Below are 25,042 nucleotides of genomic sequence, written 5' to 3'. Positions count from 1 at the left end.
TATAAAATCTCTAATTGAAGTACAAGAATTCAATACCCTAGTAGGTATTAATATTTACGATTTCTTGATTAATGTCAGTTTTTGGGGACGTGTTAATTTTTTAATTTGGGCTTCTCGTTTACTCGCACTTGAGCGGTCAGGGTGCTCTTCTGTAAAACGAATTTTTTTAGGAGGGTTTGCTTTAGTGAATTTTGCTCCTTTCGGATCATTTTTGTGTTCTTCAAATCGGCGCTCTACATCAGTTGTAATGCCTGTGTAGAGCTTTCCATTTTGAGTTTCTATAATATAGACAAACCACTTGTTGGCTTTTGCCATTAATTCTTTCTCGCTTGATAAGTATCTTCTTTCATTAGCATCCCTGTACCAATTCCGTACTTTTCCTGAGTGCCTAACATTGATTTTAACTCATTCGTTGAAATCTTTCCATTGAAGAAATTTAGATAACCTTCAAGTTTACTCTTAAGTTTGTCATCGTGCTCATTTAAAAGTTCAATTCTAAACTGTGAGACACCTTTTGCAATTAACTCATCAATTAAGTCAGTTGAGCTTTGTGCAATAGCATTGAACATTGTATTTCGACACTCTTGATCGGCTTTAATAAAGTGCATATTTCCAAATTGATCTTTAAGTTCTACATGATGTTTTTCACAAGGCTTCCCACAGTCCTTAAACGAAGAACCTTCTGATAAGAATGCTGCATACACACAGTGTTCCATGTGAAAGCTTGGCATATACTGATGAATATTAACTTCAATCTTTCCAGCATCAGTATTGGCAAGAAGATTTTCTAGTTGTTTTGCATTTAAGTCATATGATGAAGTTAATGTTTCAAAACCTTTATCAAGTAAATAATTTGCTGTTTGAGAGTTTGCAACGTTAAGAGAGAAATCTCCTTTCAATTGAACATCTGTCTTTGATCTTAAATATTGATACGACCCTAGATTTCGACAAAGGATAAAATCCGGATCCAATCGAGTCAGAACATTTAAATGATGGTATTCTTTAGGTTTTAAAATTCTATTAGTCGCAACACCAACTTGGCAGTTTGGTAGTTGTTTAAGAAGCTCTAATGAGGGCTTATAGTCTTTTCCAAATTCAAAATCTAAAGTAATTAGAAGTCTTTCAAAATCACAGTTTTTCAATACTTCGTATGCTTGCTTAACCTGATCAAAATCTCTAAGAAGAAAGTTTAGTGTGATCTCGTTTTCTGAAACTTCTTTTTTAGATAGTTTAAATGATTGCGATTTTGGTGCTTTGACACTAACTCTTTGACTATTCAATTCTTCAATAGCTTCTTGTCTTAATTTCTTAAGTGCCTTTGAGTGAATGAAAGGAGACTTACCATTTGTTTTTAAATCGAATTTTGAAACAGAATAAATAGTACGCGAAAGTGCACAAGCATCTTTTTCAACTTTCTCAAGATCAGCTGGTTTTCTCGCTTCTTCTACTAAGTCATCACTTTGTCTAATAACTTTGTATTGGCCATCTGTAATAATATAAGTAAGCTTTTCTCCTGCATTTGCTAACAGTGTTACTTCAACAGGTATACGCTTTTGCTTATTAATATCGCTAATTAGAGACTCGCTCTCTTTTGCAACCTTTGGGTCAGAGTTTAGGTAGATATCCATACCTGGGCGAACTTGCTTCCATTTAAAATCATGAGCAAGAGAAAGGCTAACTCGTTTTCCTTTTCTTTTTACACTAAAAATAGATGAGCCAATTTCAATACCTTTATTGTCATCACAAATTGCAACGCCCATTCCATTTTCTAATTCGCGATCAGTGTCGATTTCTAAATATGGAGGATCAACTCTCTTGATCTTACCAAGTTCAATTCCTCGGTGAGCTCCGTAGTTACCTTTTACTAGTTGTTGATGGTCAACACCATGAAGCCAACCAGAAAACAGGCCACGTGAATAAGTAAGTGCCATATTATCTATTTCTTTTTGACTTACTTCTTTCCCTTCAAGTTTTGCTTTAAAAGCACCTGCTGCTGTCGACACATATGCAGGACCTTTAAGACGGCCTTCAATTTTAAAAGAGTCAATGCCCATGTCTTGAAGTTCGTTAACTTCTTCAATTCCACAAAGATCTTGAGGAGACACAAGATAGCTCATTTTACGGCCATGTTTCGTGAGGTCTTCTTTTTTACCATCCACAAACATTTCATAAGAGAAGCGACAGCTCTGTGCACATTGACCACGGTTGGCCGAACGTCCGCCGATACTTTCTGAAGTAAAGCACTGGCCAGAGTAGGCAACACACAGCGCCCCGTGAGTGAAGACTTCAAGCTCTCGCTCAGTATTTGCTCGAATTTCTTTTATTTCAGGAATTGAGTTTTCGCGTCCTAGTACGAAGCGTTTGATATCAAGATCTTCTAAGAACGCGATGTGATCGTGGTTTGTCACAGTCATTTGTGTTGAACCGTGAATAACTTGATTTGGATAAATTTGACGAACTAAATTTGCAAGTCCGATATCTTGAATGATTAAAGCGTCAGGGCCTAGCGCCACGACTTCATTTAATCTTTCAATAGCATCAGCTATTTCTTCTTCAAAAATTAAAATATTAAATGCGACGTGAACCTTTACTCCGTAGAGGTGGCACATGTCGATCATCTCTTTTAGTTCACCAACTGAGTGGTCGTGAGTTCTTCCACGAGCGTTGAATCCAGGCATACCAACATAGATGGCATCCGCACCGCCGTGAATTGCCGCGAGGCACATTTGCATATTGCCCACTGGGGCGAGAATTTCAGATTTTTTCATGACCTGTTTTTAGCACGAGCGTAAAAGGTACGCGACACCAAATCGTGATTTCAGTAATTTATATAGAGAGTTTGTGCTGATTTTAATGAGTTTTCCGCTAATTTGTTCATATTATAAAAGCTACTAATTCTGCTTGAGTTTCGTTATTAGGCACCACTTATAAACTGGTCAGAATCATCGTAATTTTAAGAAAAAATGACGCATAAGTTAGTAATATTACGAAAAGGTGGCGTGTACCTTAATGGGAAAATAATTAGCCGATTGGTGAATGAGTGGGTATACTTTGTGCAATTATTTACCATAGTAGGGGGCATTGTGTCAGAAAGTAATATTAAGGACATGCAGCAAATTGTTAGTCTAGCTAAACGCCGTGGATTTATTTTCCAAAGTTCGGAAATTTATGGCGGTCTATCTTCTTGTTGGGATTACGGCCCATACGGAATTGAGTTAAAAAGAAACTTAAAGAATAAGTGGTGGAAGGCCATGACTTTACGTTCAGATATCGTTGGTGTTGATGCTTCAATTTTCATGCACCCAATGGTTTGGAAAGCTTCTGGTCACGTTGATGGTTTCAACGATCCAATGGTTGACTGTAAAGCATGTAAGTCTCGTTTCCGCGAAGATAAAATTGATACATCAGCTCCTTGTCAAAACTGTGGTGCTGTTGGTGAGTTCACTGAGCCACGTGATTTTAACCTAATGTTTAATACACAAATGGGGCCAGTTGAAGATTCATCTTCAAAAGTATACCTAAGACCTGAAACGGCTCAGGGGATTTTCGTAAACTTTCTAAATGTTCAATCAACAATGAGAAAGAAGCTTCCATTTGGTATTGCTCAAATTGGTAAAGCTTTCAGAAACGAAATTACTCCAGGTAACTTCATTTTTAGAACTCGTGAGTTTGAACAAATGGAGATGCAATATTTCATTAAGCCAGGAACTCAAGCTGAGGCAATGGAGCAGTGGAAAGAAATTCGTTGGAATTGGCACTTATCAAATGGTCTGCGTCCAGAAAACTTAAGATGGCATCCACACTTAGGTGATGAGCTTGCTCACTACGCGGATGCTGCAGAAGATATTGAATATAAATTCCCACATGGTTGGGATGAGATGGAAGGTATCCACTCAAGAACAGACTTTGACCTTCGCCAACACGAAGAGTTTTCAGGAAAGAACTTAAAGTACACAGATCTACTTGATGGAAATAAGAAATTCCTTCCTTACGTTCTTGAAACATCTGTTGGTTGTGATCGTTCACTACTAGCGATTCTATGTGATGCTTTCAGAATTGAAAATGAAGGTGATAAAGAGAATGAAAGAGTTGTAATGAAATTCCACCCTTCTCTTGCTCCTGTTAAAGTTGCTGTTCTTCCACTAACGAAGAAATTAGATGAGCCAGCAACAAAATTATTTAATGAACTCCAACAAGAGTTTGCAGCTGAATATGATGTGGCAGGTTCAATTGGAAAGCGCTACCGTCGTCAAGATGAAATTGGTACTCCATTCTGTATCACTTTTGACTTTGACTCTTTAGATGATAACGCTGTTACGATTCGTGATCGCGATTCAATGAATCAAGAGCGAATTGCACTAGATCAAGTTAAGAATTATTTAAGAGATAGAATCTACATTTAAAATAAATTTTTTGAAGGGCCACAAGTTCGTGGCCTTTTTTCTATACTAAGCAAGGAGCGCAGTTATGAGTAAATGGGTTTACTCGTTTTCAAAGGAAAAAACTGAAGGTAATAGAAGCATGAAAAATCTTCTAGGTGGTAAAGGTGCCAACCTGGCTGAAATGTCTGCTCTTGGATTACCAGTCCCTCCAGGTTTTACAGTTACAACTGAAGCCTGTATCGATTATCAAAAAGCTAATAAAATAAATGAAGAAATTAAGGCCCAAGTTATTGAGTCTTTAAAGCTTGTTGAGCTTTCAACAGAGAAAACTTTCGGTGGTGGAGACAATCCTTTACTATTTTCTGTTCGCTCTGGAGCAAGAGTTTCGATGCCAGGAATGATGGATACGGTTCTAAACTTAGGACTTAATGACGAAACTGTTGAGGCCCTTGCCAAGAAGTCTGGTAACGAGAGATTTGCTTGGGACTCATATAGAAGATTCATTCAAATGTATGCAAACGTTGTTATGGGAATGAGCCATTCACTCTTAGAATCTACTCTTGAAGATTTAAAAGAAGCAAAGGGCGTTGATTCTGATACAAAGTTAGATGCAAAAGATTTTAAAAATTTAGTAAAAGTCTATAAGCAAATTATTGCACAAGAAACAGGAAAGGCTTTTCCTACTGATCCAATGGAACAACTATGGCTAGCAATTGAAGCAGTATTTGGTTCATGGAATAACCCAAGAGCTATCAAGTACCGTCAGCTTAATAATATTCCAGGAGACTGGGGAACTGCTGTAAACGTACAGGCCATGGTTTTTGGAAATATGGGTGATGATTGTGCAACAGGTGTTTGCTTCACTCGTGATCCTTCTACTGGGGATAAGAAGTTCTTTGGTGAATACCTTGTAAATGCTCAAGGGGAAGATGTTGTTGCGGGAATTAGAACTCCTGCTCCAATTAACGAGTGTTCAAAGAATGATTCAAATAGAAATGAAAAAACACTTGAAGAATATATGCCTAAGGCGTTTGCTGAATTAACGGAACTTTATCAGCAACTAGAAAAGCATTACAAAGATATGCAGGATATCGAGTTTACGATTGAAGCAGATAAACTATATCTTCTTCAAACTCGTAATGGAAAAAGAACTGCAGCAGCTGCATTAAAGATTGCTGTTGATCTTGAGAAAGAAGGAATTGTGACGAAGGAAGAAGCGATTATGCAAATCGATCCTGAAGCACTTAACCAACTTCTTCACCCGAGACTTGATCCAGATGCAACAAAGAATATTATTGCAAAAGGTCTTCCTGCTTCTCCAGGAGCTGGTGCAGGTAAGATTGTATTTCACTCAGACGATGCCACTAGTATGCATGAAAATGGAGTAAAGGTAATTCTTGTTCGCCAAGAAACTTCTCCTGAAGATATTGCTGGAATGGCAGCCGCTCAGGCGATCTTAACTGCTCGTGGTGGGATGACTTCACATGCGGCCGTAGTTGCTCGTGGTATGGGGAAGCCTTGTGTTGCAGGATGTTCTGACATTCTCGTTGATAGTAAGAATCGCACGATGATGATTGGCGATAAGAAATATGTTGAAGGTGACTTCATCACACTTGATGGTGGAACAGGTGAAGTTATAGAGGGTGAGGTTCCAACACTTGATGCTGAAATCAATGCAGATTTCGCTGAGTTTATGACTTGGGCAGATGAGATTAGAACACTTAGAGTTCGTACTAATGCTGATAACCCAGAAGACAGTGAAACGGCCGTTAAATTTGGTGCAGAAGGGATTGGACTTTGTCGTACGGAACATATGTTCTTTGAGCCAGAGAGAATCCTTGCCGTTCGTGAGATGATTTTCGCTGATTCAACAATTCAAAGAGAAAGAGCACTTGCAAAACTTCTTCCTTATCAGAAAGAAGACTTCAAAGGAATATTCAAGGCCCTTGATGGTATGCCTGTTAATATCAGACTTCTTGATCCACCTCTACACGAGTTCTTACCTCACTCAGATGAAGAGAAAAAAGAACTTGCTGAGTATATTGATGTTGAAGTTAAAACAATTGAAGATGGCTGTGAAAGACTTCACGAGTTTAACCCAATGCTTGGACACCGTGGTTGTCGTTTAGGAATTACATATCCAGAAATCTATACAATGCAGGTAACTGCTATCACTCAAGCAGCTCTTGAGTCTATTGCTGAAGGTGTTGATGTTAGACCTGAGATTATGATTCCTCTTGTTGCAACAGCAAAAGAACTATCAATCTTAAGAGAAATTCTTGTTGAAACAATTAATAAGACAAAAGGTGATAAAGAGTTCAAATACAAACTTGGAACAATGATTGAGCTTCCTCGTGCTGCTATTACTGCTGCTGAGATTGCAAATCATGCAGACTTCTTTTCGTTTGGTACAAATGACTTAACACAAACAACTTTTGGACTTTCTCGTGATGATGCTGGACGTTTCTTAACTGAATATATTTCAAAATCAGTTCTTCCAAATGATCCATTTGTTTCTCTTGATCAAGAAGGTGTTGGTTATCTTGTTAAGTTTGCAACAGAGCAAGGTAGAAGTGCCAATAAAGATATTCACGTTGGAATCTGCGGAGAGCATGGTGGTGAGCCACAATCAATCGACTTCTGTCATAGAATTGGATTAGACTATGTTTCTTGTTCTCCTTACCGAGTTCCTATCGCTCGTCTTGCAGCGGCACAGGCCGTGATTCGCAACAAGTAATGTCGATTACAGAATTAACAAACAAAATAAAAGCAGAGTTTGGCAGTTATAATTTTAACTGCCTTGCTTTTGCTTATATTGACTTCAAAAAAAGTACGTATGAAACATTTTCTTTTTTTGAAAATCCTTTTTTAAAAGGTCAAAAGGTTTATTTTGATTTGGCCTCTCTGACAAAGCCTCTGACACTTGGTTTTGCTTATTTAAATAAACCAGAGCTATTCTCTGAAGATATGAAGCTTCTTTTAAATCATCGTGGTGGTTTGAATTCTTGGGGGAGACTCTCGGTCGATACTTGGAGAGAACAAATTCTTTCATATGAGATTAAAGAGAGCGAAACTCTTTATTCTGATTTTGGCGCTCTAAGGCTTCAACTTGAAATCGAAAAGGAGCAAGGGCTTTACGAACTTGTTTCAACAATGTGGGATGAAGAAATAAAGCATTGGCTTGATATCGAAGATGAGATCTGTGTGCCAACGGGACGTCGAAACCGAGATATCATTGATGGGGAAGTTCACGATGATAATGCTTTCGTTATTGCGCAGAAAGTTTCACATGCTGGGCTCTTTGGAACCATTGATGGCGTTTGCCGAACACTTCTAAGAGTAAATAATGATTATCAATTAATTAATAAAACAAATCGTGAAAGTGATCATCGATTTATTAATGGTTGGGATAGCGTGACAAATCCTGAAACATCTCTTGCAGGTATTTATTCCAATAAAGATACTTTTGGTCATCTTGGTTTTACAGGTACTTCAATTTGGATTGAACCACACTCGCAAAAAGGAGTGGTGATCTTATCGAATGAAGTCATTAAGTATTGGTATGACCGCCAGAAATTAAGTGAAATCAGGAAGGAAATCGCAAATAATTTCTTTTCTAAGTAGCTGAATTTACAGTTCCTCTTATAGCTTCAATTAAGAAATTCTTAATAATTGCCGATAAATATCAAGTATTTTATCGGAGATGAATAATGGGACTCGTCCTTAAGCGCATTCAATTATTATTTTTAGTATTTTCATTCTTACTAATGTCTTGTCAGCAAAAAGATCGATCGATCTCAAGTGTCGATGGTGAGATTAGTAATCAACCTGCTCTTTACTTAAATTCTGTTACAGAGGTGTCTGACCTATTTGACCGTAACTTAGAAGAGCTAGTTGCACATTACAATGTAAACTTACAAAAGAGAGTTTATGATTCGAGTGAAACAAGGGCCGTCTTAATTTCACTAGACTCTATGGATTTACCTGAAGGTCAAGCATTTGCAATTGATACATCCATTGAAGAAAATGGTGTTCATGTTTTAAAAGTTATTCGTTCAACAAATAATGAAGCAATCACTAAATCTTCAAAGAGTCTTTTATTCAATTTTCTATCTGAAATTAATGAGAAAAAGAATATCGTAAATATCTATTCATTCTTTGAAATTGCACATAATGCTAAAAATGGAGACCTTCGTGCAAAGATCGCTTTAGAAGAATTAAAAATTAAGGCATTAGGTGATTCAGCGCTTTACGATGAAGATCGTAAAACGATCGAAGAAGGAATCTCTCAACTTGAAAGTGATTTTAAAGTTGTGAAAAAAGAAATGAAGGCGAAAGAGACAGCGCGAAAAAATGCAATGGCCGCGCTGGATAAAGCTGCTGAAAATCATCAGCTTAAAGCACTTATTCAAAGTAATGACCGAAAAGGTGTTGCAGATCTTCTTGAAAAATATCTTCCTTGGGAGCAAATGACTCCTATTGAAGATTCGTATTGGAATCATATTCTTAAGCGCATGCGAAACCCTATTGAAGCCAAAGATAAGGTTCTAGTATATCGTGGAACTTATGGAGATCGACTTTTTCCACAAATCGTAAATGGTCAAGAGCTAGAATATGAGGATGCTGTTAAGCAAGCAAACCTAGGCTCAATGTCGACAATTCTTACAAGAAATCAAGGGACTTATAACCGTAGGCTTCGTTCTTTACAGACGATGTATGGTAAGAAGATTGCTTCAAACCCAAGTAATGCAGACTCTAAATTTGTCGAAACTGCTCGTTTAACGACAATGCTTAAACAACACTCAATTGAAGCGCAAGGAAGCCCATTCCTTTCTTTCACTTCAAACTTTGATACTGGATATACATTTGGTTTTTCTATTGCAGATGATAAGACTGTGGCCGATGCAAAAGGTGCTATGGGGGCTTTCCTAATCGATCCAGAGCTTCTGATTTTTAATCAAATGTCTGGTTTTAAGTCTGAAATGGAATACCTTGCTCCACTAATTACTTTCCCAGATGAAATGGTTGGATTCTTTGATGAGGATTATATGGAGAAGACAAATCGCGAGGCGATTAAAGACTCACTTCATGACGGTCTTAGAAAAGAGATGATTAGGATTTATGGAGATGCTCAAGGGCCTAGTATTGCTGACGAGATTCTGTCTCGCTCTAGTGAGTTCAATGAATATGATAAGGCATACCTAGTTCCAAAGTTGAAATCAAACCTAACAGGATCGACAGAAGGTAATGTTGGAGTTGCCAAGAAGATTAGTAATTTCTTTAGTAACTTAAAAAATAAATTTTCTTCTTCAAGTAAGGGGAAAGTAAAAGTGATTGATGAAATGCCTAAGATTAATAATTGTTTATACGCTATTAAGAGCTTCTTACAATAATAAAAGAGGAATACATGCATAAGAAAGCATTTGGTTTACTTTCCGTCTTACTACTCACTCTCACTGTTCTAACACAGTATACTCAGGTCGATCGCTCTGAATATTCGTATTTTAGTACGAGAGCTCCTGCATCTGTTGCAGATATGGAGAGGCTAGAGACTTTATTAGCAGTTGATAAACTTGATTACTATATCGGCGAGTACGTTAATAATTTTGGAAAGAAGATTGATGAGGAATCATTAGATGTTCTTAAAAAAGTTGAGCTTGATTATATCGTCGATAAATATTCAAGCGATTCAAGAATATTTGATGCAAAAAATTATGATGCAATCATTTATGATATTCTAAAAGATCGATTAGGTAAGAAGCCTTCTGGGACAAAAACAAGCTATGAATGGGGTTATAACTTCTTTAAGAATAAGCTTAATGAAGGTTTCACTCTTCTAGACTCTAAGATTAAACCAAAAGATGATTCAGCTGTTACTAAAGTAGAGCCGCGATCAGAATTCACTCTTCCTGATCAAGGAATTAAAAATGGTGAATTAACCCTAGATGCGGATCACTATATTTCTAATCGAACAACACGTGCTGTATTTTGGGAAGCTGTTGAAAGTAATCGCGATGTAGAATTTCACCTTGAGAACTCAAGAGAATTCTTAAAGAATCTTCAGGCAAATGGTGGTCAGATATTAAAGGAAATCCGTCCTTTTGCTAATAATTATAATAAAATTTATGCTGTTCAATATCCTGGAGAATCAACTTATCGCTACGCTATCACGGCCATTGGTGGGAAAGATCGCCTTAATCACTTAATGTTGCAATTTGGACTTTCTAAAAGAGGACACACAGTAACTAATAAGGTGAGAATCTTTGGTGATCTGGATGAGACTCACAAAATGATGGAGGATGAGTTATCAGGTATTTTTAGACATTTACCAAAATCTGAAAGAGTCATCATTGGTCAAAAGGGTGCTATTGAGAGGACGTTTGAAACGTTATGGAAAGTACGTGCACTTAAAAATCTTTACGAAGACGAGCCTGATTTGGTGCTTTCACATATTTCGGATAAATTGAAAGACTCCTTTAAAGCGTTAATGGCTGATGGTGATATTAAGAAATACGATATTTTTAAAAATAAAAAAGATGTCGAAACAGCTTATACGAAATTAGAAAAGACAATTAAGGCCAAGGGGATAGAACCTTTTGAGTTTAAGAAATATGACTATGATAACTATGTTATCTCAATGTCTGATCTTGTCTTTAAAAATTCTGAAGGTGAAGACGTTGTTTGGCGTGTTGTTGCTAATAGTTGGGGGGATGAGATCTCTCCACTTGCTAAGGCCTTAAAGAATACTGGACATAAGAATATAACATATATCGGTACTGCGGGAGCGTTTCCTGATAAAGGCTATAGTGTTGGTGATCTTGTGATTCCTTCACATACTCGTTTAGACGGAGAAAGCAAAAAACTTCGTGGAACGATTATGGATATTGATGGTGCTAAAGTCGGTGGTACTGTTGATCATGTTTATTCTCCTTTTATTGAAACAAATGAGTGGTTAACAGAGAGTTCTAGTCATTCAGATTTTGTTGAAGTTGAAGTAAGTCACTTAAGAAAAATTCTTAATGGTCAAGATGATGATCTCCAAGCTTATCTTCTAATTTCAGATGTTTTAAATTCTGAAGGTGAAACACTCGCATCGGCCACTGGTGCAAAAAGAAGAAATTCATTGAATAAACTTCTCTATGCAATGCTTGATAGAGACAAAGTGGGTATTCCTCAAGGAGTAAATACTGCTGATAACCACATTGGAATATTGAGAAGTACAATTGATAAAGTACTAGGGAATAAGGCAAATACATTAAAGTATTATGTCTTTTCAATGTTAAAAGATAATAAGAATGTTTCTGAAGCAGAGATTCAGGCCGTAGTCGATTCAGTTGATAACTTTAGTGATAATTACTTTACAAAGAGAATTACTGAATCATCTGAAGTTTCAAGCTATGTTTTAAGAAAACTTGAAGAGTTTGGGCATATGCCAAAGATTTCTATCGATAAGAAATTTGTTGATGGTAAGTGGCATCCTAAAACAGATAAGATTATTATCAACGTTCATGCTGATACAGATGCTATTGTTGAGCAATATAAAGAAGTTGTTGCTGACTTAGAAAAAGAAATTAGTAAGGTTTCTAAGTTTTGTGAAATCAATTTTATAAGAGGACCCCCATCTGAGGAATTTGTTACAATTCCAAAATACGTAGGTCTTGACAGTGACTTCCTTGTTAATCTTTATTCTCAGTCCGCATTTAAGCAAGCCGGTCTTGATGCACAAGTTACTTATAATGGTAATTTAAAATTTAATTTCCTACCTACTGTTAATAACTCAGATGTTTGTGTTGATGATAAATTCTGTCACTTATCATTTTTTAAACCAGACCAATCAACAAAAGATCTTTTAGTCGATTTTGATACACATGCAAAATTTAAAGCACAATTTGATAAAGATCCTGTTTATATTTTTAATGAATATATTAAGTCAGCTAACTTACAAGGAAATGCTAAAAACTACAGATATGAAGTTGTAGTTGAAAAGAATGCTACACTTGAAGATGGAAAGCTTGCTGAAATTGTTCCAGATGTTGATCCTGAAAAAGGGCTTTTAATAAAGGTACGCTTTACTGAGGAAGGATATAAGAATCCTCTGGTTCTTTTAGAAGAGGCTATGCATGTGGAGCAAATTACACGCAATGGCGACTTCTTGAAACATCCGGTATTTTGGGCCGAAGCAGCTTTAAATGCAAAGCATGGATCAATGCGTTCTCGTGAGTTTTTAGCACGTGCAGAAGTAGATGCTATGGATAAGCTTACTAATATGATGAGAGGCTACTTCCAAGGAAATGCTGATGAAGCACTTTCTAAAATTGAGCAATATGCAAATACGAGAAAAGAACACGCATCAAAAATTGTAAATAACCTTAAGAAGAAAGTGCGTTCTGAAAAGACTGTTCGAAATGGTTTGGCCAAACAATGGAAAGAACTTCATAAAGCACTTGAGGCGCAAGATCTCAAGTTAGATGATTATATTTCTTCAGGTAATCGTAAGAAAGTGGCAGAACTTATTGAAGCTTATATGCCATGGGAACAAATGGAGCCAACTGAGATTGCAGCTTGGCAAAGATGGTTAAAAGAAATTGAAAATCCAAGTGATGACTTCTTTGTGAGCTTTAGAGGCCTAGGAGATGATCTTGTTCGTGAATCAGATGATGGTGGACACTTCCTTATGGCCAAAATGCTAACTAAGAATCAGGGAAGTTATACGAGAAGGCTTCGTTCTTTAAAAACTTTCTTTGATAAAAAAATTAGTAAAAAGTCAGGTCAATATATGCCAGTTGAATTTCAATCGTTGGCCGCAGTATTTAAAGGGCATAGTGTTGAGCCTTTAGGTTCTCCATTTTTATCAGGCTCAGTCCTATCTGTAGCAGATAGTTTTGCTAGTGAATTTAAAGGGCAAAATATAGCCGCACTAAAGATGTCTAATAATAGGAGCTTATTAAATCTTGTTTCAAATTATAATGAGCTAGAAGAGATGATTCCACTGATTGTCTTTCCTGATGAGATTATTTCAATTGAACCTGCTGGAGATCTTGAAGCAATTCAGGATGCTGTTGAGGAAAAGATTGGACGCCAACTCAAACCAACTGAATTAGAAAGAATTGCGGTACAGTCCGATGATAATGAAGATTTCAAAGTTAAAGCGGTGCTTGAGTGGTGGAATCAAATTAACCCGGATGGTATTACATCTGCAAACTCAACTAAGACATGTAAGGATGTAATTAAAATGTTCCTATCTCAACAGTAATTGATTAATTACAAATATTTACCCTTACCCTTTGTCCGAAAAACGGTTAAAATTGACGGATAAAGGGTAAGTTATGAATTTAGAAAATTATAAAGATATAAATGCACTTTCTGCATTAACAGAATCAAATAAATTAAAAAAAGTATTCTTTTACCGCATTTGTGGGACGGGAATGGGAGCAGCTGCTTGTTTACTAAAAGAAGCAGGCTTTGAAGTAGCTGGTGCGGATCGTATGTTTTACCCACCAATGAGTACCTATCTAGATAACTCGGGTATTGATGTCTATAAATTTGAAGAACATAATATTGAAGAAGTAATTAAAGATTTTGATCTAATTGTTGTAGGTAATGTCGTTGCAAGAAACTCTGATGATGCAAAATTTATTGAAGAATCAGGAATTCCTTTTTGTTCATTTCCGGCCGCTATTGGAGCACTCGTTTTAAAAGATAAAACTGTTGTTGGTATTTCGGGGACGCACGGTAAGACGACAACTACATACTTCGGTGTTCAACTTTTTGAAAAGTTGGGGATGGAGCCGGGCTACCTTATCGGTGGTGTTATGGACGAGCGCCCACCTGCAAGAGTTGGAAGAGGGGATTACTTCTTTATTGAATCGGATGAGTACGATTCGGCATACTTTGAAAAATTCTCAAAATTTCGCTCTTACTATATTAATAAATTAATTATTACATCTCTTGAGTTCGACCATGCAGATATTTTTGAATCAATTGAAGATATAAAAAATGAGTTTAAAGCAATTCTTCCTAGTGTGGACGAAGTAATTGCATGCTCTGAATGGAAAAGTATTAACGATCTTAAAGTTACGGATAAGTCTTGGTCAGAATATGATCGTGATAATGTGAAAATAATCAATGTCGATAATGGTTTAACGACATTTACTATGAAATGTTCATTGGGTGATCACGAATTCAAAACAAATCTAATGGGACATCATAATATTTTAAATTTAGCTTCTGTTATTATCGTTGCCTTAAAAGCTGGGAAAAAGCCTGAAGAGATTCAAGCAGGAATACTAGATCTAAGAATGGTTCAAAGAAGGCAAGAAGTTAAGGGGATATATAACGAGTCTCCGATAATCGATGATTTTGCACACCATCCAACAGCTGTTTTGGAAACACTACATGCTATTTCATTAAAATATCCAGGTAAGAAGATACATGCTTATTTAGAGCCAGGCTCAGCAACAGCTCGAAGTGACCTATTTCAAGAGCGCTTTGCTGATTCTTTAAAACAGGCTGTCAGTGCAACGATTATCAAACCATCTCGTCCGACGACGGCCAAAGGGCAGGGGGATTTAGATGTTGATAAGTTACAATCAGACTTAGAGAAAAGCGGAATTAGAACAAATATTGTCACTGAGCTAGAGCCTTTAATTTCTTTAATTAAAGAAAATAGTAATGGGCAAAGTGTTCAATTAGTTATGAGCAATAGTTCTTGTCTCGGCTTATGGAGTAGTGAGTTTGTTAAAGCACTTTAAAACAACTCTTCCATTTTTAATCGCTTTTACAAGTTTTTCAAATCAGTTTGTTCAAGCAAAAGAAATTAGTGATGCTCAAGTTATTAATGAGTATATGAAACTTCATCGCGCCCAGTATAAAGCGACATGCTCAATGAAGATATATAATGAGTCACAAAAGCTTTATAAAAACTTTTTAGGTAATGGTATTTTTATTCCGTTCAAACTAAATGGTGAACTTGATGAAGCTACGATTAAAGAATATCTCCCATTAATGCAAAAGAAACGTGAGTGGATAAAGGGTGTTAATAAACGTCTTTCAAAAATGCGTTCGTTTAGAAATGTTCTTTCGCGAAATCGTGAAATTCAAAATCAGTTTGAAAAGGCCATGCGCCACAATTATAAATATCGCTATATAAAAGACTTAAAAACTAAATCATTAGTCGCTTTAAAATCAAAGAACGAGATAAAAAAATTTCTAACAGATCTTGAAGTATATTTAAATAGTCTTTTCTTTCTACAGTCATTCAGCTTTCCCGTTGATCATCTTCACCTAAGAAGTGAATACGATAAAGTTAAAGATATAGAGACAGCAGAAGGTAAGCAGAAGTCAAACTCTGCTTATTTGTTAAGGAAGATCGTTGAAGATGGGAGTGTTGACCCTAAAAAAGGTCGATCTGATCTAAGCTTACGGTCACTAATTGATTCTGTTTATTTACGTATTGTTGGTTTTGATAAGCCATTTTTAACGGAAGACCTCCGTTATGATATTTCGGATTTAATTTCTCGTCTTGATGGTGTTTTAAGACAAGGTTATAAGAAAACTTTTGCTAGAACAAATTATTGGCAAAAGAAAATCATTGAACGAGAGGATTACTACGTTGATCTTTTAAATAAGAGTAAAACGAAAGATGATATCTTAAAGAAAATTTTCGAAGATAAGAATCAAGCACGTTATGCTTTAAGTAAGTATATCTATGATAAAGAAGCATTAGTTTATAAGTTTTGGAAAAGACAAAAAGAAATTTATCGCAAGCTATATGCACTTGAGACGATTCTCATTCATGAAGTTGGTCGCCTTGACGATAGTTACGGAAGTGAAAGAAGAGATGTTGCTAAGGTTGTAATCAATCGTGTTGATAATCCTGGCTATAATACTATTGAAAGTGACGAGCCTTTCTATCAGTCACTATTAGATGCTGGAGTTAAGGACACACAAAAGTATCCTTGGTTAAATGTACTTTTTAAAAGGGGACAATTCTCTTTTACTTACTTTTTTATTCCTGCATCTAAAGGAATCTTTTGTCCTGATCAATCAAAGTCTGCTCGCAAACTAATGCGTAAGAACTTGAAAATGATTTTAGATGAGTTACATAACCCTGATAAAGATTTCAAAGCTACTCGCTATTTTTCGAGAGCATCAATGCTGGGAAGAATGGATATGTCATCACTATGGGATGAATATTCAAGCATGGAAGAAAGGCCTGGGCCTTTAATTCATAATACGACAAGATTAAATACTCTACTGAATCGTAAGAACTTGAACTTCTTGTATTCATTTAAAGATAGTGGCGAGCAAACATATGATGTTTATCGCTATAAAAATAATGTTTATGTACATTCTGCGAGGACTGGTAAATTCTACCAATATCGTAATCCTCATTATTTCAAATACTTCGTAAAGAACGATGATTACTAATTTTTATTGAGTATAAACTATTGAAAATAGTGCCTTAAACTAGTTGTTAAAACGTGCTAATAGAAGTATATTCATTCAATTATTAGTGTATTAATTATTTATAGCTAGGAGATGAGGCAGTGCTAAAAGATTTTACATTCACTTCTGAATCAGTAACAGAAGGGCACCCTGATAAAATTGCGGATCAAATCAGTGATGCGGTACTTGATGCGATGTTAGAACAAGATCCAAAATCTCGTGTTGCTTGTGAGACTATGATTACAACTGGTTTAGTTGTTCTTGCAGGTGAGATTACTTCGAAAGCTAATATCGATTTTCAAGAAACAGTAAGAAATAAAATTAGAGAGATTGGATACGATCACTCTGACAAAGGTTTTGATGCTAACACTTGTGGAGTTATGGTTGCTCTTGATAAGCAATCACCAGATATCGCTCAAGGTGTAAACGTTGGTGAAGGTACTTATACAGAATTAGGTGCTGGTGACCAAGGTCTAATGTTTGGTTACGCTTGTAATGAAACAGACAGTTTTATGCCAATGACAATTGATCTTTCTCACAGACTTGCTGAAAGACTTTCAGAAGTTAGAAAGAATGGAACTCTAGGTGAGCTTAGAGCTGATGGTAAGACACAAGTATCTGCTCAGTACGTAGATGGTAAACTTTCACGTATTGATGCAATCGTTGTTTCTACTCAACACTCAGACAACATGACTCTTGCTCAAGTTCAAGAAGCAGTAAGAGAAGAAGTTGTTAATAAAGTTGTTCCAGCTTCACTTGTTGATAACAACACAAAATACTTCATTAACCCAACTGGTAAATTTGTTATCGGTGGCCCAATGGGTGACTGTGGTCTTACTGGTAGAAAGATTATCGTTGATACTTACGGTGGTCACGGTGCTCACGGTGGTGGTGCATTCTCTGGTAAAGATCCAACTAAAGTTGACCGTTCAGCTGCTTATGCTACAAGACAAATTGCTAAGCACATCGTTGCTGCAGGTCTAGCTGAAAAAGCTCTAGTACAAGTTGCATACGCAATTGGTGTTGCTGAGCCAATGTCACTACTTGTTGATACTTTTGGTACAGAGAAAGTTGATGTTGCAAAGATTAACAATGCTGTTAACCAAATCTTTGATATGAAGCCAGCTTCAATCATTGAAAGACTAGATCTTCTAAGACCAATCTATTCTCCAACTGCTGCTTATGGGCACTTTGGTAGAACTAAAGATGGATTCTTTCCTTGGGAAGAGCTGTCTTACGTAGAGAAGTTAAAAGCTTTATGCCTTTAATATAAAAAAGAGCTCCCAATAGGGAGCTTTTTTTTTGTTTTCAGTTTAAAATACCTTTATGAATGAAGCATCCGCGAAATTGGCCGCCCCAAGGCGGGCTATTGTTTGCGGTGCTAGCCCACTATTCTTTAGCTATTGAATTAATCGAGAGGAGTGCATTTATGCACGACGGTTCGACTCAAGGGCCGACTAATGGGAATGACTTTCTTTTTTTGCAAATGCGATTATACTTATCCTATGAATGAATTCCTCATGTTCACATTGCGCTACACGCCATTTTGGTCAATTCCAATTATTATTATCGGTGGCCGTTTCGCGTATTATTACTGGCTAAGAGGCTATACTCTGCCGCCATTATTTTTTGCACTTTGCTCTTGTATCTCAAGTTTCTTTCTCTTTATTTGGATAATGGCCGGTGGCCCAGACAAAGTTGTTCATTATTTCTTAGATATTGTAAGAAACTTTTAGAGACTAAACTTTTTGTTTAATACTGTAATATTAGCTATTTATGCTAGTTTCGGAAGTTTTATCTTGGTGTTAAAAAATTGACACGTCCACGAATTATTCGATACCATTTTAGTGGGACAATTTTAACCTCACACGATGAGAGGCAATGACACATGAAGAATGATTTTAGTTTTCTAACTGATACATTTTCTAATGATGAATCAGATAATGAAGTAAAAATCGATCAAGGAAGAAAACCAGTCATTATTGTCGTGGAAGATGATCAAACTCTTTCCGCAATGATAACGAAGTATCTAAGTAAGAAGATTAACCTAGAAGTTATTAGTTTCTCTTCTCCTGCACCTGCAATCGAGCATATTACAAAGAATCAAGTTGATCGCTTTTGTTTAATTACTGACATTAGTTTTGAAGATAATTCTTCAGATGGGCTTTACTTAATCGACCTCTTAAAAGAGCGTGGGCTAACTTTTAGCTCGATAGCGATGACTGGGTTTGCATCAATTGAAACTGCCATTGCGGCAACGAAGAAAGGTGTTTTTCACTATCTAACAAAACCGTTTGAGTTAGAAGCGCTTAAGGATCTAGTTGTTAGAGCTCTTGTTCACAAGCTAGAGTATCGCGAAAGTCTTGAGATTAATGCTAATTCAGCAGTATCAAGCGATAAACGCTCATTTAGTAGTAGATACAAGCTAGAGATGCCTACAGAAGATGATATGTTTTGTGGGATGATTGGACGCTCAAAACCAATGAGAAAGATTTTTGAAAGAATTAAGAAGGTTGCTGCTTCTAATTCGACAATCTTAATTGGTGGACCTTCTGGTACAGGGAAGGAGTTGGTAGCGAAGGCCATTCACTTATCTTCAAATCGTAATCACAATAAAATTGTAAATGTAAACTGTGGTGCCATTCCTGGAGAACTCTTAGAGAGTGAGCTATTCGGTCATGAGAAAGGAGCCTTTACTGGAGCAGTATCAAGTCGCATGGGACGCTTTGAAGCTGCTAATGGTGGGTCAATTTTCTTAGATGAAATTGGTGATATGCCACTACTACTTCAAGTAAAACTTCTTAGAGTTCTACAGCAAAGAGAAATCGAGCGAGTTGGTTCTTCAACGACGACTCCTGTTGATGTTCGTATCATTACGGCAACACACAGAAACCTTGAAGATTCAGTACAGCAAGGCAATTTTAGAGAAGATCTCTATTATCGTTTAAACGTAATTCCTATAAAAATCCCTGCTCTTAAAGATCGCAGGGAAGATATTCCACTTTTAATATCATATTTCTTATCTCGTTTTGTAAGTGCAGACGGAAGAAACGATATTGAATTAGATGACGAGACTTTTGAAATTCTTATGTCATATGAATGGCCTGGTAACGTTCGTGAACTTGAGAATTTAATTGAAAGACTTGTTATCTTAAGAGGTGGGAATAAGATTAGACCGCAAGATTTACCGCCTAAAATCTTAGCTCTTACAAATCGTTCGATGATTGATACAGATGACCTTGTTAGTCTTCCAGAAAACGGTATCAATTTAAAAGATTTTATGAATGAAGTAGAGGAGTCGCTAATCAAGCAAGCTCTTATTAAAACAAATGGTAATAAGAACCAAGCTTCAAAGCTGCTCCAGATGAATCGTACGACACTTATCGAAAAAATGAAGAAGAGAAATTTAGACGTTAATATGCAACAATAAATTTCTACTTAACAAAGCCATTATGACACCAATACTTAAGCCGACTTTCACAGTCGGCTTTTTAAATGCCTAATATTCTGTAATGTAAAATCTTTGACATGGAAAAATCGTCCTATGAGAAAAATTTTCCTTTGAAATATTTCAAAATATTGTAAAATGAATTCACGGCATGCTTTAGGACGAAGAAATTGCCAAATAATTGACGTTATTAAATTTGAAACAGGAAGTTTCTACCAAATGAAGATAGATTTTAATTCAAAAAATTTATTATCTTTTATCGTACTTGTATTTTGTACGGCCTTCCTAAATATCGCATCAGCAACAATTGTTACTCCAGAAGCTCATAATGACTTTCTACGCGTTAAGTTTTTTATTGATAAGAAACTAGTTAATGTAACGAAATCAAGCACAGAGGTATCATTTTCGACTTTAGATGGTGATGTTTACTCTAAGGTAAAAGATGGGCTGAAGAACTTCTCTTCTTCTAAGTATATCAAGACAATCTCATACACTGAGCCAACGTCTGGAAATAATGTTTTCACGATTACATTAATGTTAAAGAAGGATGTAGAGGTTTTCTCATTCTATAAAAATCGTGATCGTGCTTACTTTGTCGACTTCTGGAAAGACGGTGCCGTAAGCAATAAGCAAGCCGCAATTAAAGATGTTTCAACACTTGTGAAAAAGAATGAAGCTTCGGCCCAAGAATCAACTCCAAAATTTGTAAAAAAAGCTTCCGCTGCAAAGCCAGCTCCGAAGAAAGTTAGAAAAAATGTTGTTAAAAAGGCTCCTTCTAAAAAAACGAATCCATATCGTGACTTTAGATATGGAGCCTCTTTTATCTGGGATTATCAAGCACTTGCACCAGAGCTAAAGACACAAATTTTAACGAATAGAAAAACTGCAGAATACTTCTTTCCAATTAAGAACTTTGATTACAATAAGAACGAACAAGAAGCTCATATGCAACTGACACTTAATCTTTATAGAAAAGGTAAGTGGGGACTTATGTATAAGTCGATTAAGCTTTATGAGAAGAAATTTCCAAAGTCATATAATCCATACAATGACTACATGAAAGCAAATGCTCTTTTAAGAGAAACACTAGAAAAAGGTGATATTAAGCCAGTTGATACTGCTGTTTCAATGTACACAAATATTCTTGAAAGAACTGATGTTTATGACTTAAGAAAAGGTATTTATAAATACTTAGTACAGTTTTACCGTGAAAAGAAAGACTTCGTTAAGGCCCTTAAGTATGCAAAGAGATTCTTTAGTGATGCAAAAGAAAATTTTGATTATGAAGAATTAGAGTATATGGGAGAGTATATTCTTTCTTCTCTTGCAAACCTTAATCAAGTTGAGAAAGTAGAAAATTTAATTCAAGATAAGACATTAGTTAAGATCATTTCTAAGCAAAAGCTTAAAGCGTACGAGATGTACACTTATCTGAGACAAAATGATGAAGAAAAAGTGATTGATGCTTACGAGAACTTTGCAAAAACTACTAAGGGTGAATACCTACCGTCAATCTACTATAACGCAGCTGAAGCTTACTTTAGAACTTCTCAATATGAAAAAGCATTTAGAATTTACGATACTTTCATCGCTAAATATTCATATGTGAGTGAAGCGGCTCAAGCAAGACTTCGTATGGCCCTTATTGCTGATCTACAGGATCGTCCAAAGAATGAAGTACTAGAGCTTTATAAGAATGCAATTAATAGAGCTCAAAACCAAGAAGTGAGCCTTGAGGCCCGTATTCGTTATGTAGGTCTTCGTACAATTAGAAAGTTTAAGCCTGATTCAAAAGATATTGAAACAAGAGTTTTCCTTGATAAGGGTACTGATAAGAAACTTAATAAAGAACTCGAAATGCTACTTTGGCAAACTCGTTTAAGAACGTTCATTGTTGATGGACAGTATGAAGAGGCCCTGACTTTCTTAACAGCTCTACCTATTGCAGGAATGAAAATTAGTGAAAAGAAGGTTTTTGAAGCTGATGGTGCAGAAATTGTGTACGGGATCATTAAGTCTAACTTTGATGAAGGAAAATTTGCTCGTGCTATCCGCGCTTGGGAAATCTACAAAGATACTTATTTTGCTAAGATCGGTGCAGACCCTGAAATACAATTTATTATCGCGAAATCGTATATAAATCTTACACTGTGGGACGGATTTCAAAAAATGTATGAGAAAATGATAGCGAGCAAAAAGGAAACTGCTCATACTTTCCCTCTATGGGTTTCTCGCAAGGAAGTTAAGAAATTGGACTTGTATAAAAACGAGCTACAAATTCTAAGAAATCTAAAGCTAAAAAATTACTCTTCAGTAGATCGTATTATCGCGAGTACAGAAAAAGATTACCCAGGATTCGAAAAGATCACATTCTATAAAGCTCTAGCTCACTATAAGAGAGGAGAGTTTTCAAAAGCTGAAAAAGAGTATGAGAAATTCTACGCAAGTGGAACAAATGCAAATTCAATTGATGCTAAAGACCTTGTTGACTCAATCCAGTTTTACCTTGAATCAATCTATGAGAGTAAGAAGTTCGATAAATACCTGAAGGTATCAACTGCACTTCTAAAAGATGCTAGCTCATTCCAGATCGCTGATACAGTTGTTGAGGGATTAAGAGAAAGAGTAAATTACCAAAGAATTGAAATCCTATTTAAGAATACAGATAAGATTGCTGCAGATGAGGCAAGAACATTCTTAAATGAGTATAAAACTTCTCTTTATAAAAACCGTGTGAAGTTCTTATTAGGAAAGGAAAGCCTAAGAATGAATGATTTCACAACTGGGGAAAAGTTATTAAATGAAATACTTTCAGATAGTGAAGCTAAAGATTATCTGAAAGAGTTGGCCAGGACAGAGCTGACATTAATTAACTTGAAAAAACGTACACTATAAAATTTTAGCCCACGGATCGGGCAATGACAGACAGGAGGTCAGATGAATACGTTTACAGCAGAAATTTTCGGACAAGATCCTAAAATTGTTAAAGCACTCAAAGTTGCAAACAATGTTGCTGTTACAAAAGCACCAGTACTTATCGTTGGTGAAGCAGGTGTTGGTAAGAAGACACTAGCTGGTTTTATCCATGAAAATTCAACAAGACAGGGAAAGCCATTTGTAACTGTAGACTGCGCAGCAGAAGCAAACCAAGTTGAGAATGAGATCTTAGGTTATAGAGACCCAGAAACAGGACGTTTCATTAAAGGTGCATTCGAAAACGCTAACGGTGGAACTGTTGTTCTAGTTAATGTTGATGGTCTAGAAGATACTTTTCAAAAGAAGCTTCACAAGATTCTTGGTGAATTAACTGATTATGAAATTGATGTAAGAATGGTTGCTACAACAACTAAGAACTTATCTAAGCTTGTTGGTGCAGGTCGTTTTTACCGTGGACTATATACTTTCATTTCATCTAACTCAATCACTCTAACTCCACTTAGAGAGAGAGTAGGTGACCTCGAGTACATCGCAAAAAATATTATCAAAACTACTCTTGGTGGTGCAGAAGTTAGCGTTCAAGACGATGCTATGAATAAGATTCTTTCTCACTACTGGACTCACAATGTAAAAGAACTTAAGGCAGTAATTGAAAATGCTCTTGCAAACTTTGAAGGAGATGAAGTTTCAGCTGAACACCTTGAGATCGGTGAGAAGAAAGCAGTAAATGTTATCTCTGAAGATGATTCAGAAGGAATCAGACTAATGTCTCTTAAAGAAGCTGAAAAGCTACTTATCAAGAAGGCACTTATCCATACTTCTGAAAACAGAACTCAAGCTGCAAAGATTCTTGGTGTTTCAATTAGAACACTAAGAAACAAAATCAATGAGTACCGTGGAGACGGAAACTCATACTTTGTTAACTTAAGATAAGGTTTCATCATGAGGGTTGAGGATAAGACATTAAAAGCACTAGCTGCATCTTTGAATTTAAGGCAGATCCGACATGAGGTCTTAACTTCGAATATCGCTAATGCAGATACACCTGGCTATAAAGCAAAGCGAGTTGACTTTGAAGAAGCACTTGCAAGAGCTTTAGACGTTGATGGGAATCTTGAAATGTTGACCTCTGAAGAGAAACACTTTGACGTTGGCAATGGTGGTTTTGAAAATCTTCAACCTGAAATTTATGATGATCCAAATGGAATCGTCTCTGAAGACGGGAATACTGTCGACAGAGACGCTGAAATGGCCAAAATGGCAGAAAATAAAATTTTGTATGATGCATCGGTAAAGTTACTGAATAAGAAACTTGGGATGCTGAAATATACAATTAACTCTGAAAAATAGAGTAGGGGGAGATAATGGATTTACTAACGAGTTTAAAAATTAGTTCATCAGGTGTTGCTGCAAATAAGAAGCGCATGGCCGCGATTTCTTCAAATATTGCAAATGCCCAGACGACAAGAACGGCCGAAGGTGGTCCATATCGTAAGAAAGAAGTTGCTTTTGGAAGCGAGCCAGCTCGTGAAAGCTTTTCTGATATTTTAGAAGGTGAGATGGGCGAAGTAGCACAATCTGTTCATGCAACAGAAGTTGTTTCGAGCGATAAAACACCAATCTTAAAATATGAACCAAATCACCCTGATGCAAATGAGCAAGGGTATGTTGCCTATCCAAATATTAATGTAATGGAAGAGATGGCAGACATGATTTCAGCTTCAAGAAGTTATGAAGCAAATATTAACGTAATGAATACGACTAAGAGTATGGCGATGAAAGCGCTTGAAATTGGAAGTGGAAACTAAGAAGTATAAAGGAAAGGGGT

Annotated in this window: 16 protein-coding genes; 14 read left to right on the top strand and 2 right to left on the bottom strand. The window is 36.3% G+C overall.

Annotated elements, in window-relative coordinates; genetic code table 11:
• Window positions 1-54: 54 nt before the first annotated feature.
• Window positions 55-315, bottom strand: a complete 261-nt coding sequence (locus ACMAYX_RS11660) for a GIY-YIG nuclease family protein (protein WP_103218936.1) — start codon at window positions 313-315, stop codon at window positions 55-57.
• Window positions 315-2,768: a DUF3656 domain-containing U32 family peptidase gene (locus ACMAYX_RS11655; protein ID WP_412471974.1), complete on the bottom strand. Its 2,454-nt coding sequence runs from the start codon at window positions 2,766-2,768 to the stop codon at window positions 315-317. Before ACMAYX_RS11655 ends, ACMAYX_RS11660 begins: the two co-directional genes overlap by 1 nt.
• 315 nt (window positions 2,769-3,083) lie before the next feature.
• Between ACMAYX_RS11655 and ACMAYX_RS11650 the strand changes: the two genes are divergently transcribed.
• From ACMAYX_RS11650 to flgC, 14 genes are all read left to right on the top strand, one after another.
• A complete protein-coding gene (locus ACMAYX_RS11650) occupies window positions 3,084-4,403 on the top strand; it encodes a glycine--tRNA ligase (RefSeq protein ID WP_304466325.1) in 1,320 nt (439 codons plus the stop codon).
• 64 nt (window positions 4,404-4,467) lie between these two features.
• The gene (gene ppdK, locus ACMAYX_RS11645) at window positions 4,468-7,119 is read left to right on the top strand and encodes a pyruvate, phosphate dikinase (RefSeq protein WP_392990789.1); all 2,652 of its coding nucleotides are present in this window, start codon (window positions 4,468-4,470) and stop codon (window positions 7,117-7,119) included.
• Complete coding sequence (locus ACMAYX_RS11640; RefSeq protein ID WP_103218939.1) at window positions 7,119-8,006, top strand: serine hydrolase; 888 nt, start codon at window positions 7,119-7,121, stop codon at window positions 8,004-8,006. The genes ppdK and ACMAYX_RS11640 overlap by 1 nt, the downstream gene beginning before the upstream one ends.
• An 86-nt stretch (window positions 8,007-8,092) precedes the next feature.
• Window positions 8,093-9,775 (top strand): hypothetical protein, encoded by a 1,683-nt coding sequence (locus tag ACMAYX_RS11635; RefSeq protein WP_412469935.1) that lies wholly within the window; start codon window positions 8,093-8,095, stop codon window positions 9,773-9,775.
• 14 nt (window positions 9,776-9,789) lie between these two features.
• Window positions 9,790-13,635: a hypothetical protein gene (locus ACMAYX_RS11630; protein WP_412470914.1), complete on the top strand. Its 3,846-nt coding sequence runs from the start codon at window positions 9,790-9,792 to the stop codon at window positions 13,633-13,635.
• A gap of 73 nt (window positions 13,636-13,708) precedes the next feature.
• Window positions 13,709-15,133: a Mur ligase family protein gene (locus ACMAYX_RS11625; protein ID WP_412471973.1), complete on the top strand. Its 1,425-nt coding sequence runs from the start codon at window positions 13,709-13,711 to the stop codon at window positions 15,131-15,133.
• A complete protein-coding gene (locus ACMAYX_RS11620; RefSeq protein WP_103218944.1) occupies window positions 15,117-16,811 on the top strand; it encodes a hypothetical protein in 1,695 nt (564 codons plus the stop codon). Before ACMAYX_RS11625 ends, ACMAYX_RS11620 begins: the two co-directional genes overlap by 17 nt.
• A 119-nt stretch (window positions 16,812-16,930) precedes the next feature.
• On the top strand, window positions 16,931-18,097 hold the full coding sequence (gene metK / locus ACMAYX_RS11615; protein WP_103218945.1) for a methionine adenosyltransferase: 1,167 nt from the start codon (window positions 16,931-16,933) through the stop codon (window positions 18,095-18,097).
• 237 nt (window positions 18,098-18,334) lie between these two features.
• Window positions 18,335-18,565, top strand: a complete 231-nt coding sequence (locus ACMAYX_RS11610) for a hypothetical protein (RefSeq protein WP_103218946.1) — start codon at window positions 18,335-18,337, stop codon at window positions 18,563-18,565.
• Between the two features lie 152 nt (window positions 18,566-18,717).
• Entirely contained in the window at window positions 18,718-20,259 is a 1,542-nt protein-coding gene (locus ACMAYX_RS11605) for a sigma-54-dependent transcriptional regulator (RefSeq protein ID WP_412469932.1), read from the top strand.
• A 237-nt stretch (window positions 20,260-20,496) separates the two neighbouring features.
• Window positions 20,497-23,172 carry a tetratricopeptide repeat protein gene (locus tag ACMAYX_RS11600; protein ID WP_103218948.1) on the top strand — a complete coding sequence of 892 codons (2,676 nt, stop codon included), beginning with the start codon at window positions 20,497-20,499 and terminating at the stop codon, window positions 23,170-23,172.
• Between the two features lie 42 nt (window positions 23,173-23,214).
• Window positions 23,215-24,147, top strand: coding sequence for a sigma-54-dependent transcriptional regulator (locus ACMAYX_RS11595; protein WP_103218949.1), 933 nt, complete (start codon window positions 23,215-23,217; stop codon window positions 24,145-24,147).
• 9 nt (window positions 24,148-24,156) lie between these two features.
• Complete coding sequence (gene flgB, locus ACMAYX_RS11590; RefSeq protein ID WP_021266076.1) at window positions 24,157-24,564, top strand: flagellar basal body rod protein FlgB; 408 nt, start codon at window positions 24,157-24,159, stop codon at window positions 24,562-24,564.
• Between the two features lie 14 nt (window positions 24,565-24,578).
• The gene (gene flgC, locus ACMAYX_RS11585; protein WP_412471972.1) at window positions 24,579-25,022 is read left to right on the top strand and encodes a flagellar basal body rod protein FlgC; all 444 of its coding nucleotides are present in this window, start codon (window positions 24,579-24,581) and stop codon (window positions 25,020-25,022) included.
• Window positions 25,023-25,042 lie beyond the last annotated feature (20 nt).

Origin of the sequence: Halobacteriovorax sp. RT-2-3, from assembly GCF_047085075.1 — a bacterium.
Classification (GTDB): Bacteria; Bdellovibrionota; Bacteriovoracia; order Bacteriovoracales; family Bacteriovoracaceae; genus Halobacteriovorax_A.
The sequence above is the reverse complement of the archived record's forward strand: the minus strand, read 5'-3'. Positions and strand labels throughout refer to the sequence as shown.

What these genes read in the sequence shown, in the direction of transcription:
- ACMAYX_RS11660 (WP_103218936.1), bottom strand. Translation starts at nt 315, where the DNA reads ATGGCAAAAGCCAACAAGTGGTTTGTCTATATTATAGAAACTCAAAAT.
- ACMAYX_RS11655 (WP_412471974.1), bottom strand. Translation starts at nt 2,768, where the DNA reads ATGAAAAAATCTGAAATTCTCGCCCCAGTGGGCAATATGCAAATGTGC.
- ppdK (WP_392990789.1), top strand. Translation starts at nt 4,468, where the DNA reads ATGAGTAAATGGGTTTACTCGTTTTCAAAGGAAAAAACTGAAGGTAAT.
- ACMAYX_RS11640 (WP_103218939.1), top strand. Translation starts at nt 7,119, where the DNA reads ATGTCGATTACAGAATTAACAAACAAAATAAAAGCAGAGTTTGGCAGT.
- ACMAYX_RS11635 (WP_412469935.1), top strand. Translation starts at nt 8,093, where the DNA reads ATGGGACTCGTCCTTAAGCGCATTCAATTATTATTTTTAGTATTTTCA.
- ACMAYX_RS11630 (WP_412470914.1), top strand. Translation starts at nt 9,790, where the DNA reads ATGCATAAGAAAGCATTTGGTTTACTTTCCGTCTTACTACTCACTCTC.
- ACMAYX_RS11625 (WP_412471973.1), top strand. Translation starts at nt 13,709, where the DNA reads ATGAATTTAGAAAATTATAAAGATATAAATGCACTTTCTGCATTAACA.
- ACMAYX_RS11610 (WP_103218946.1), top strand. Translation starts at nt 18,335, where the DNA reads ATGAATGAATTCCTCATGTTCACATTGCGCTACACGCCATTTTGGTCA.
- ACMAYX_RS11605 (WP_412469932.1), top strand. Translation starts at nt 18,718, where the DNA reads ATGAAGAATGATTTTAGTTTTCTAACTGATACATTTTCTAATGATGAA.
- ACMAYX_RS11600 (WP_103218948.1), top strand. Translation starts at nt 20,497, where the DNA reads ATGAAGATAGATTTTAATTCAAAAAATTTATTATCTTTTATCGTACTT.
- ACMAYX_RS11595 (WP_103218949.1), top strand. Translation starts at nt 23,215, where the DNA reads ATGAATACGTTTACAGCAGAAATTTTCGGACAAGATCCTAAAATTGTT.
- flgB (WP_021266076.1), top strand. Translation starts at nt 24,157, where the DNA reads ATGAGGGTTGAGGATAAGACATTAAAAGCACTAGCTGCATCTTTGAAT.
- flgC (WP_412471972.1), top strand. Translation starts at nt 24,579, where the DNA reads ATGGATTTACTAACGAGTTTAAAAATTAGTTCATCAGGTGTTGCTGCA.